At 75.8% G+C, this 9,587-nt stretch carries 12 protein-coding genes; 6 read left to right on the forward strand and 6 right to left on the reverse strand.

What is annotated here, in order from left to right; all coding sequences use genetic code 11:
• Positions 1 to 91 precede the first annotated feature (91 nt).
• On the reverse strand, positions 92 to 601 hold the full coding sequence (locus ACFXPX_RS06910) for a hypothetical protein (protein ID WP_380639929.1): 510 nt from the start codon (positions 599 to 601) through the stop codon (positions 92 to 94).
• A gap of 161 nt (positions 602 to 762) precedes the next feature.
• On the opposite strand from ACFXPX_RS06910, the gene ACFXPX_RS06915 reads away from it, so the two are divergent.
• Together ACFXPX_RS06915 and ACFXPX_RS06920 are read left to right on the forward strand one after the other, a co-directional pair.
• A complete protein-coding gene (locus tag ACFXPX_RS06915) occupies positions 763 to 1,605 on the forward strand; it encodes a DUF4253 domain-containing protein (protein WP_380639931.1) in 843 nt (280 codons plus the stop codon).
• 99 nt (positions 1,606 to 1,704) lie between these two features.
• Entirely contained in the window at positions 1,705 to 2,166 is a 462-nt protein-coding gene (locus ACFXPX_RS06920; RefSeq protein ID WP_380593098.1) for a hypothetical protein, read from the forward strand.
• Between the two features lie 19 nt (positions 2,167 to 2,185).
• Here ACFXPX_RS06920 and ACFXPX_RS06925 read toward each other — a convergent pair whose 3' ends face one another.
• The 5 genes from ACFXPX_RS06925 to ACFXPX_RS06945 all read right to left on the reverse strand — a co-directional run bounded on the left by ACFXPX_RS06925 (position 2,186) and on the right by ACFXPX_RS06945 (position 6,424).
• Positions 2,186 to 2,374, reverse strand: a complete 189-nt coding sequence (locus tag ACFXPX_RS06925) for a hypothetical protein (RefSeq protein ID WP_375896868.1) — start codon at positions 2,372 to 2,374, stop codon at positions 2,186 to 2,188.
• Between the two features lie 71 nt (positions 2,375 to 2,445).
• Positions 2,446 to 3,786 (reverse strand): MAB_1171c family putative transporter, encoded by a 1,341-nt coding sequence (locus ACFXPX_RS06930; RefSeq protein ID WP_380639932.1) that lies wholly within the window; start codon positions 3,784 to 3,786, stop codon positions 2,446 to 2,448.
• Positions 3,783 to 4,394, reverse strand: a complete 612-nt coding sequence (locus ACFXPX_RS06935; protein ID WP_380639934.1) for a ParH-like protein — start codon at positions 4,392 to 4,394, stop codon at positions 3,783 to 3,785. The genes ACFXPX_RS06930 and ACFXPX_RS06935 overlap by 4 nt, the downstream gene beginning before the upstream one ends.
• Positions 4,395 to 4,589: 195 nt before the next feature.
• Positions 4,590 to 5,207 carry an XRE family transcriptional regulator gene (locus tag ACFXPX_RS06940; protein WP_380639936.1) on the reverse strand — a complete coding sequence of 206 codons (618 nt, stop codon included), beginning with the start codon at positions 5,205 to 5,207 and terminating at the stop codon, positions 4,590 to 4,592.
• Positions 5,208 to 5,746: 539 nt separating this feature from the next.
• Positions 5,747 to 6,424, reverse strand: coding sequence for a hypothetical protein (locus tag ACFXPX_RS06945; RefSeq protein WP_380639938.1), 678 nt, complete (start codon positions 6,422 to 6,424; stop codon positions 5,747 to 5,749).
• A gap of 88 nt (positions 6,425 to 6,512) precedes the next feature.
• On the opposite strand from ACFXPX_RS06945, the gene ACFXPX_RS06950 reads away from it, so the two are divergent.
• The 4 genes from ACFXPX_RS06950 (at position 6,513) to ACFXPX_RS06965 (ending at position 9,393) form a co-directional block, all read left to right on the forward strand.
• Positions 6,513 to 6,944 carry a hypothetical protein gene (locus ACFXPX_RS06950; protein ID WP_380639940.1) on the forward strand — a complete coding sequence of 144 codons (432 nt, stop codon included), beginning with the start codon at positions 6,513 to 6,515 and terminating at the stop codon, positions 6,942 to 6,944.
• Positions 6,945 to 6,986: 42 nt separating this feature from the next.
• Positions 6,987 to 7,985 (forward strand): aldo/keto reductase, encoded by a 999-nt coding sequence (locus ACFXPX_RS06955; protein ID WP_380593103.1) that lies wholly within the window; start codon positions 6,987 to 6,989, stop codon positions 7,983 to 7,985.
• A gap of 180 nt (positions 7,986 to 8,165) precedes the next feature.
• A complete protein-coding gene (locus tag ACFXPX_RS06960) occupies positions 8,166 to 9,029 on the forward strand; it encodes an alpha/beta fold hydrolase (RefSeq protein ID WP_380639942.1) in 864 nt (287 codons plus the stop codon).
• A gap of 142 nt (positions 9,030 to 9,171) precedes the next feature.
• Positions 9,172 to 9,393 (forward strand): hypothetical protein, encoded by a 222-nt coding sequence (locus ACFXPX_RS06965; RefSeq protein ID WP_380639944.1) that lies wholly within the window; start codon positions 9,172 to 9,174, stop codon positions 9,391 to 9,393.
• Positions 9,394 to 9,587 lie beyond the last annotated feature (194 nt).

Genomic DNA, 9,587 nt, shown 5'->3' on the forward strand with positions numbered 1-9,587 from the left:
CGGACGAGGCCGACAGATCCGGTTGAGGACCCGAGGTCAGTCAGAGGTTGAGTCAGACCTGCCCGGGAACCGCTCATGAACATCCTCACTGTCAGCGGTCGAGGTCGATCGTGAAGCGCCTCGTGCCCGGGGCGATCGTGTCGGCGTGGATCGAGCCGCGGGCGCGGTCGAAGTCCCCGGTGCCGCCGGTGATCGCGTTGTCGAAGGAGGGCGGCGGGCCCGGGTTGAGCTGGCCGAAGACCATCCCCTGGGCGGTGATCTGGCCGCCCGGGAGGGTGTAGGTCACGGTGCACTCCTCCGCGCCGCCGTTGTCGGTGCGGGTGGTGGTGCACGTGCCGCCGGTCTCGCCGATCTGGTTGCCGTCCAGATCGGAGAGCACCGAGCGGAAGACGGTCCGGTCGCCCTGGGCGGGGGCCCCGCCGGGGTTGACGGGGAAGGACGACTGCTGCGCGAGCTTGCCGATGAGCGTGATGACCCGGTCCCGGGCGACGGGTCCGGCGGATCCGGTGGTCGGCGCGGCGGTCGCGGCGGGGGCGGCGGTGAGAAGGGTGATCAGCGCGGCGGCCGTGCCGAGACCGGCCCTGGCGATGCGGTGCGTCATGTCTCTCCTGAGGTCGATGTCCTGAGGGGTCGGGCGACCCATTCATAGCCTCGGCCTATGGCCGCCCGGGCCGTCCGGGAACGGCCCGCCAACAGATTCGATCGAACGGCCCCACGGCGGCCCCCGGGGACGTTGTCGGTGCGTACCCCTACCGTGGGCGCATGATCGATTCCCAGCTGCTCCGCGACCTGCGCCGACGCTTCCCCGACCGCAGTGCCGAACGCCGTACGGCGCCACTGCTGCCGGGGCGTCAGGTCGTACCGTCGCTGTGGGTGAGCGACGGGCCGGCGCCCGAGGGCGTGTGGGAGCGGCTGCGCCGGGAGCACGCGGAGTCGGGGCGGTGGCCGCTGCTGCTGGCGCCCGGCAGCGACGCCACGCAGTTGGAGGCGCGGGACCTGGGGCTCGAACCCGGCGAGCCCGGCGAACCCGGTGGGCCGGGGGAGTTCCGGTCGGACCGGTACGAGGTGGCGGCCCTGCTGAGTGGGTGGTGGGAGAAGTCGGTGCTGTGGTGCCCCAGCGGGGACCCGCAGGACCGGGCCGACCTGCTGGAGACGCTGGCCCCCTACGTTGACACCTGGCCCGGCCCCGCCCCCGCCCCCGCACCGGCGCCGCGGCGCGACCCGCAGGAGTGCGCCGACCGCCTGGCCCGCCAACTGCTGCGCGCCCGCCCCGCGCTGCGGATCGGCCTGGTCCGCGCGGACGACGGCGCCCACGCGCTGGCCGCCTGCGGCTGGAACGGCACCAACGGCCACGGCGACACCGGCGAGATCGCCGCCGTGCTGCACAGCTGGCAGCACCGCTTCGGCGCCCGCCTCGTCGGAGTGGGCGCCGACTCACTGGAGTTGAGCGTCGCGGCGCCGCCGGGGAGCCGGGAGGAGGCGCTGCTGGTGGCGGCCGAGCACGCCGCGTTCTGCCCGGACAACCTCTTCCAGGCCGAGGAGGGCCTGGCCGGTTACGCCGAGGAGCTGGTCGATGCCGTCCACTGGGGCTTCTGGTGGGACTGACGCACGGGCCGGTGCCGTGGCCGAGTGGCTGATGGGGTCTCCAGCCGGACGTTTATGTCAGATTGACGATAACTGGTGCGCCGGGCTAGCGTGCCGGGCATGCGAGTGATCCTGACGCGCGACAGCGTGCACCCGGGAGACGACCCACCCCACCACTGGGACTTCACCGTCGACGGAGCGAGCACCTTGGGCGAGCTCGTCGACGAGGCCGTCAACTACCCGTACCAGATGGAGGGTTCCAGCTGGTCGATAGCCCCCCGGGGCGCCCCGGCGAACGAGACTCCGATCGCCACGGTGTCCATGCACTGGGCGGCGCCGCGCTTCACGAACGAGGCGGACCGGCGGCTGCGCCTGGACTCGATGGCCACCGCTCCGGGCGAGCTCAGGCTGCACTTCCGGTGGCACCCGGGAACCGTCCCGGTGGAGGAGTCCGAGCCCGTCCCGGCGGAGGAAAGCGAGCCTGTCCCGGTGGAGGGGGCCGGGCCCGGCCCGCTCGCCATGGTCCCGCTCCTGCTCGTGTGGCTGCTGTTCGAAATGCTCCGGTGGGGCTGGGGCCGGTGACGGGGCCGGTGGTGGGCTGCTAACGCTTCTGGGCCCGGTACCGCTTGAGGAGGGCGGTGAGCCTCTCCGGGGCGGCCCCGCCGTTCAGTTCGGCGGTGAGGTCGTCGGGGCAGAGCTCGTAGAGGTCGCCCCACCACCGGCGCCCCCGGTTGTCCCAGATGCGGTAGCCACCGGGCACGCCCCTGGCCACGTAGCGACGCCTACTCACGAAGCCCCCGCCGGGAGCAGGGCCCACGCCCGTCGCCCACTTCCCCTCCCTCGCTCTCCACGGACGGCAGGCTACGGCAGGGCCGTCGTGGCGCGGGCGCGTTCGGCGCGGGCGCGGATGCGGACCTCGGCGACGGCCGGGCAGGTGGCGTAGACCCGGGCCAGGTGGGCGAGGTGGTCGGCCTCCCCGTCCATGGTGTCCGTCGTGGTCGTGGTCGTGGTCGTGGCGGGTGCGGTGGCCGTGGCGGGTGCGGCGGTCTCCGGCGCGGCGGCGGGCCCGGGCAGGGTGCCGGCCGCGGCCAGTTCCAGGGCGGCGGCCAGCGAGGCGGCCTCGGCGGTGGCGGCGGCGTGGTCGGAGGGTGGCGGGAAGCGGCGGGTGGCGCGGTCGAGCCACTGCGCGGTGCGCGGGTCCAGGTGCTGGCGCAGGATCAGGCGGGCGTCGTGGATCTCGATGATCCGCCGGTAGAGCGCGAACCGGGGGTCGCGCGGGGGCAGCGGCAGCCGGCGGGCCGGGTCCAGGGCGATCTCCGGCAGCACGGTGTGCAGGTCGCGCCAGAGCGGGGTGAGCGCCCGGTAGCGGCGGTGGGCGCGCAGCCAGCCGCGCACCGCCCCGGTCGCCGCGGGCCACAGGGTGCTGCCCAGGCCGGCCGCGATCAGCGCCGCGCACAGCCCGCCCAGCACCGCGCACAGGAGGTCCTCGGGGCCGTCCTGGCTGCCGGTGACGGCCGCGCGCAGCACGTCGTCCATGCTCCAGGCGTTCCACAGCAGCCCGGCCACCAGCCCGCCGGCCAGCAGCCGCAGCCCGGTGCCCAGCCGCCCGGGGCCGGCCGCGCGGGCACGCCGGGCCAGCTCGCGCAGCAGCACCGTCAGGCACACCGCGGTGTGCAGCATGCCCACGGCGGTGTACCCGGCCAGCGCCAGCCGGGCGGACAGCTCGGGGCCGACGGTCAGGTCCTCGCCCGCCAGGCCCGGCGCGGCGGCGGTGATCAGCGCCAGCCGCAGCCCCAGCACCCCGGCCAGCAGGGCCAGTCCGCCCCGCACCTCCCGCCGTACGGGCTCGGCGGCGGGCTCGGCGGCGGCCGTACCGGCGGCGGGCTCAGCGGCGGTGTCGGCACCGGCCGTGCTCGCGGCATCGGCCGCCCGCAGCGCCGGCACGAGCAGCCGCATCGCCGCGGCCGCGCCGTCGCGCAGCCCGTCGCCCAGCACGATCACCAGCACCGCCAGCACCGGAACCCCCGTGCCCTGCACCGCCCGTACGGTCGGCGGGGCGAGCACCAGCAGGGCGGTGCCGAGCAGGGCCGTGCCGTAGCAGGTGAAACGGGCGGCGGCGCGGGAGTCGATCCGGCTGCGGGAGAAGTGGGCGGAGCTGAGGACGAAGAACAACCCGACGGGGTAGAGGGCGAGTTCGCTCACGGCCGGCGCCCCTGGGGCCTGCGGTCCTGCGGTGTGTCGTCCCCCGGCCCGTCAGTCCCCGGCCCGCCGTCGGACTCCCGGGCGGGTTCGGCTTCCCGGGCGGGGTCGGGTTGCCGGGCGGGGCCGCCGTGCCGCCGGGCGGCCAGCAGGACGCCCAGCGCGTCCAGCGACCCGCCGGCCGGCGTCGGCCCGGTCCCCGACTGGTCGGCGGCGTCGGCCCGTTCCGCCCGGCTCAGGATCAGCGAGGCCAGCAGCTCCGCCTCCCGCTCCTGCGGCTCGTCGTAGCTGGTGCGCCCCAGCACCCGCTGCACCAGCGCGGGGGAGAGGTTGGGCAGCAGCGCGGCGGCCGGGGCCAGCGGCGCGGAGCCGGCGTGGTCGAGCAGCAGGTGCGCGATCTCGTGCACCAGGATGTGCCGCTGGTGCAGCACGCCGGTGTCCGCCGCGTACAGGATGTAGTCCGCCTCCACGGTGGAGACCAGCAGCCCGCAGGGGGCGTGCGGCCGGGCGGGCACCGGCAGCAGCTCGATCGGCCGCCCGCGCCGCACCGCCAGCTGCTCCAGCAGCACCACCGGGTCGAACGGGCGCGGCAGCTCCAGCTGTTCGGCCATCCGGCGACAGCGCCGCAGCGTGGACCGGTAGCCCCGGCCGCCCCACAAGTCACCCCACAACCCGAGCTCCCCTCACCGCTCCACCCCTACGGTTCCTCCGCCGGCGCCTCCGCACGGGCGTCCGACGCTCCTGCGCCCGCCCCGCGGCCCGCCCGCCCGTGCTCCGACGGCCCTGCGGGGTTGCGCGGCCCGCGCTCAGGGCGAGGGGCGTTTGCGCGCCGCGTCCCGGCGGGCGATCACGTCGACCAGCTCACTGACGGTGTCCAGGCCCTCCGGCGACAGGCCCACCGCCCGCAGCGCCAGGCTGCGCACGCCCGCGTCGCGCAGCGCGCCGAGCAGGGCCAGCTCCTTGGCGATCTCGGCGCCCTGCTGCTCGTCGAAGAAGTACGCGGGCGGGACCTGGAAGAACTGGGCCAGCGCCTCCAGGTGGCGCTTGGTCGGGTTGTCCCGGCGCCCGGTGCGCAGCTGCCACAGGTAGGTGGTGGAGAAGGACTCCCCGGTCGCCTCGCGGCAGGCCCGGGCCACCTCCTCGTTGGTGTACTGCTCGCGGTCGGGGCGGCGCACGGTGTGGAACAGGGCCTCGATCCGGACCGACAGCCCGCCGGCCTCCGTGCTCGCGGGGCCGTCCGTCTCCGTGTCGGCGCCCGCGTCCGGGTCCGTGCCCGGGTCCGTGCCTGCATTCGTTCCCGGGTCCGTTCCCGCGTCCGTTCCCGTATCCGCTCCCGTGTCCGCGTTCCCGGTGCCGTCCTGGGCGGGCTCCGGTGGAGCGCCCTCCGGTCCCGCCTGAACGCCGTCCCCCGTCGACTCCGTCATGCCCCACCTTTCTCACGCCCGGGCCCTCCGGCCGCGACCTCGGCGGACGGACAGGGCCGGCCAGGTCACGATAGCCGAACGGCATCAGCTGGCATGGATCAGAAGATACCCGCAGTCAACGCCAGTTGACCCGCGTAGCGTCGGCTGACATCCTGGACGAACAGGCCCACAGGTGCTGCCGACCAGAGCTGACGAATCCTCACATCAGCCCGTAACGATGGCACTTGACGTCTCCACCGGACCGCCCGACCGGCCTCGGCGCCCCGGCCGGGAAGGGCCGACTCCCGCGAGACCGCACGGCGTCGACACACCGGACCCGGGCACCCGCACCACGCCCGCCCCACCCCGACGTGCCGCAGCCCGCCGTGCCGCACCGCCGTACCGCCGCCCGGCGGGGGACAGCCCGACCGGCCCGACCCCCGACGGCACGACGCGAGAAGGGGGCACCCGTGGACGCCACGCCGCGCGGGCAGACCGCACCGCCAGCGCAGCCGCAGGCACAGCCACTACCGCAGTCACGGGCACAGGCACAGGCGCAGTCACAGGCGCTGCCGCGGCCGCGACGTCGACCGCAGACCGTCCGACTGGCCTTCCTGTGGCGGGCCGCCGGAGCACCCGTCGGTTGCGTCCTCGCCCTCGCCATGGGCATCGTCCTCGCCCGGACCGGCGTCGCCGCCCGCCTCGGCGCCGTCCCCGCCCTGCTGCTCTCCGGCGCCGCCGTCCTCGGCGTCGCCCTGCCCGTCCCCTACGGCTTCTGGCTGCGCGCCGACACCGAAGGCCTCACCCTGGTACGGGCCTTCCTCCCGCGCCACTACCGCTGGCAGGACATCGTCGCCCTCACCATGGAGACCGACGAGGACCCCGACTCCGGCGCCGCCCGGCTCGTCCTCCTGCTGCGCCTGGTCCCCGCCCGGACCGTCCGGACCGCCCGCACGGCCCGGACGGTCCGGACGGCCACCGCTTCCTCGACCGCCGCCGCCGTGACCGCCGCCTCCCGGGCGGACCGCGTCCACGGCCCCGTCCTCGGCGTCCTCGGCACCACCCCCGACGGACTGCCGCGCGGCACCGAACCCCGCCACCTGGCCCAGCTGTTCGACCTGCTGCGCCGCCACGGCGTCCCGCTGGAGGACCCGCGCTACGCCGACCTCGTCCTCACCGCCCACGGCTACCCGCCGCCCGCACCGCCCCGCCGACACGCCCGGCAGCCGTCCGGTCACCCTCCGTTTGATCCTCCGCACGCCCCGCATCCGTTGACCCCGACGGAGGCGTGTCGCCGACGGCGCGCCGCGAGGGCGGGAGGCGAACGTGCTCAGGTTCCAAGGCGCTTGGCGCATCACCGTGGTCGGCTGCAACGCCGACTTCGCCCAACGGGCGGTCGTCCGCGGCCCGTACGGCACCCGGGTGCTGCCCGGGCGCCCCGGCGCCGTCCTGGAGGTGGACGGGGAGCACTGGACCCTCACCCTCGAACACCGCCCGCGCGGCCGCGACTGGCAACCCAACCTGCGCACCACCCCCGGACCGCTCACCGAACGCGACGGCGTGCGCAGCCGGCTGCTCACCAGCAACGACCGGCACTGGCCGGGCAAACCGCGGGACTACGTCAACGTCGTGCTGCGCCTGGACCAGCCGACGGTCCCGGCCGCGACCCCGGCCGCAGCCTGCCCGACCCCGGCCTGCCCGGTCGCGCCCCACCCGGCCCCGGCCCCGCTGCCGACGGCCCTGCGGGCGGTCCCCTAAAGTCCCAGGTGAGCACCGTCGCGCCACCCGAGGAGAGCCAGCATGCCGACCGAACCCGCCCCCGCTCCCACCCCCAGTACCCCGGCCCGCGCCCGGCTGGGCCTGGGCACCGCGGCGGTCGGCCGGCCCGGCTACATCACCCTCGGGCGCGCGGCCGACCTGCCCGCCGAACGCACCGTCGAGGCCCTGCGCGAGCGCACCCACACCCTCCTGGACGCCGCCTACGCCGCCGGGGTGCGCTACCTCGACACCGCCCGCTCCTACGGCCGCGCCGAGGAGTTCCTCGCCCAGTGGCTCACCGAACACCCCGAGGCCGCCGCCGAGGTGACGGTCGGCAGCAAGTGGGGCTACACCTACACGGCCGACTGGCGCACCACCGGCGTCACCGCCCACGAGGTCAAGGAGCACTCCACGGCGGTGTACGACCGGCAGATCCGCGAGACCCGCGCCCTGCTCGGCCCCCGCCTGGACGTCTACCTGGTCCACTCGGTCACCACCGACAGCCCCGCCCTCACCGACCCCGCCCTGCACCGGCGCCTGGACGCCCTCGCCGCCGAGGGCGTCCGGGTCGGCCTGTCCACCAGCGGCCCCGCCCAGGCCGAGGCCATCCGCCGGGCCCTGGCCGTCACCGTCGACGGCCGGCCGCTGTTCAGCGCCGTCCAGGCCACCTGGAACCTGCTGGAGACCTCCGCCGCCCCCGCCCTCGCCGAAGCCCACCGGGCCGGCTGGCTGGTCGTGGTCAAGGAGGGCATGGCCAACGGCCGCCTGGCCGGCCGCAACGCCACCGGGGACGACACCGCCGCCCTGCGCGCCCTCGCCACCCGCACCGCCACCACCCCCGACGCCCTCGCCCTGGCGGCCGCCGCCGCCCAGCCCTGGGCCGACGTCGTCCTGTCCGGCGCCGCCACCCCCGCCCAACTCGCCTCCAACCTCGCCGCCGCCCACCTCACCCCCACCCCGGACGACCTCGCCACCCTCGCCACCATGCCCGAACCCGCCGAGGCCTACTGGCACACCCGCTCCTCCCTGCCCTGGACCTGACGACCCTGGACCTGACGGCCGGCCCTGCCCGGCCTGTCCGGTCGGGGCTAGTGCGGATGATCTTCGCCGAGTAGGGTGAACCCCCGGCAGCGGGCGGCCGTTCGCACACCACCCCGGTGGCTGCGCCCCGCCCCGTCCCGCCGACACCGCCGCAGCCCCGGAAAGGCAGTCGTAGCCCAGATGCAGCCGACGTTCGTCCTGGTCCATGGAGCGTTCGCCAACTCCTTCTCCTTCGCCCCGCTCCAGGCCGAAATCGGCCTCCTCGGGCACCGCTCGGTCGCCGTCGACCTCCCCGGACACGGCTTCGCCGCGACCTACCCGCGCGCCTACCAGGCGCCGCAGGACCTCACCGAGCTCGCCGCGACGCCCGGCGTCATCAAGGGCGTCACGCTCGCCGACAACGCCGCGCACCTCATCGCGGTCCTGGAGCGGGCCAAGCGCAACGGCCCCGTCGTCCTGGTCTCGCACAGCCGCGGCGGCCTGACGGCCACCGTCGCCGCCAACCGGCGGCCCGACCTGATCGACCACCTCGTCTACGTCTCCTCCTGGTGCCCCGTCGACCTCGACGTCAGCGCCTACTACGCCGAGCCCGAGATGGCCGCGGTCGACCCCGCCGCGCTGGCCGCCGCGCTGGTCGGCAACCCCGCCGAACTCGGGCTGCTGCGCTCCAACTTCCGCACCGCCGACCCCGCCGCCCTCGCGGCCTTCAAGGCGGCCCTGTTCGCCGACGGGACGGACGAGGAGTTCCTGGTCCTCCTCAACACCCTCCAGCCCGACGAGAACCTCGACGCCGGCACCGCCGACGACCGGGCCGGCGCCGACACCTGGGGCCGGATCCCCAGGACGTACGTCCGCCTCACCGAGGACGCCAGCATCCCGCTCGCCATGCAGGACCGGATGATCCGCGAGGCCGACGCCCTGACGCCCGGGAACCCCTACACCGTCCGCACCCTCACCGGCAGCCACCTCAAGTGGCTGGCCACCCCGGAACCGGCCGCCCAGGTCCTCGCCGAGGTCGCCGCCCACCTGCCCACCGGATCCTGACCGGAGCGGGAAGTCGACGGGGCCGACTTCCCGTGCGCCCACCGGGGCGGTGCGGAGGTCCCGGCCCCGGGGCCTGGCGTGTTCCCCATCCGGTAGCCGTAGCCGTAGCCGCCGTCATCGGAACGTCCCTAGGGTCGCCGGCATGCCACACAACACCGTCGACCCAGCGACGATCACGCCGGAGATGGCCGCTCGGATCCGCACGTGGCGATGCGACGAGGACTACTCCTGGCGCGCCGTGGCCCAGGCCGCGTCCGACCTGTGGGGCTCCGCATGGGGCAGCAATCAGCTCTTCGGCGAAGACCTCTGCGCGGCCGCGGCCACGCTGCTGGGCGAGAACCCCTACCGGGACCCGTGGCACTGACGCCCGTCAGCGGGCGGGGCGGATCGAAGAGGCCCGCGAGGTGGCGTCCGGCCCGGTGGACGTCCGTACTCGGCGGGCAGGCGCGTCCACTGCGAGCCGGTCCGGACCAGCTGACCCGGTCGTGTCCGAGAGCGACGGCGGGCGGCCCCCCCCCGGGCCGCCCCCCGGGGGGGTTGGGGGGCAGGTGAACCGGG

Source organism: Kitasatospora sp. NPDC059146, from assembly GCF_042786665.1.
Classification (GTDB): Bacteria; Actinomycetota; Actinomycetes; order Streptomycetales; family Streptomycetaceae; genus Kitasatospora.

Excerpts from the sequence above, each read along its gene's own strand:
- ACFXPX_RS06940 (WP_380639936.1), bottom strand. The coding sequence starts at position 5,207 with ATGACGGAGTCGACGGGGGACGGCGTTCAGGCGGGACCGGAGGGCGCT.
- ACFXPX_RS06915 (WP_380639931.1), top strand. The coding sequence starts at position 763 with ATGATCGATTCCCAGCTGCTCCGCGACCTGCGCCGACGCTTCCCCGAC.
- ACFXPX_RS06965 (WP_380639944.1), top strand. The coding sequence starts at position 9,172 with ATGCCACACAACACCGTCGACCCAGCGACGATCACGCCGGAGATGGCC.
- ACFXPX_RS06920 (WP_380593098.1), top strand. The coding sequence starts at position 1,705 with ATGCGAGTGATCCTGACGCGCGACAGCGTGCACCCGGGAGACGACCCA.
- ACFXPX_RS06910 (WP_380639929.1), bottom strand. The coding sequence starts at position 601 with ATGACGCACCGCATCGCCAGGGCCGGTCTCGGCACGGCCGCCGCGCTG.
- ACFXPX_RS06960 (WP_380639942.1), top strand. The coding sequence starts at position 8,166 with ATGCAGCCGACGTTCGTCCTGGTCCATGGAGCGTTCGCCAACTCCTTC.
- ACFXPX_RS06935 (WP_380639934.1), bottom strand. The coding sequence starts at position 4,394 with ATGGCCGAACAGCTGGAGCTGCCGCGCCCGTTCGACCCGGTGGTGCTG.
- ACFXPX_RS06955 (WP_380593103.1), top strand. The coding sequence starts at position 6,987 with ATGCCGACCGAACCCGCCCCCGCTCCCACCCCCAGTACCCCGGCCCGC.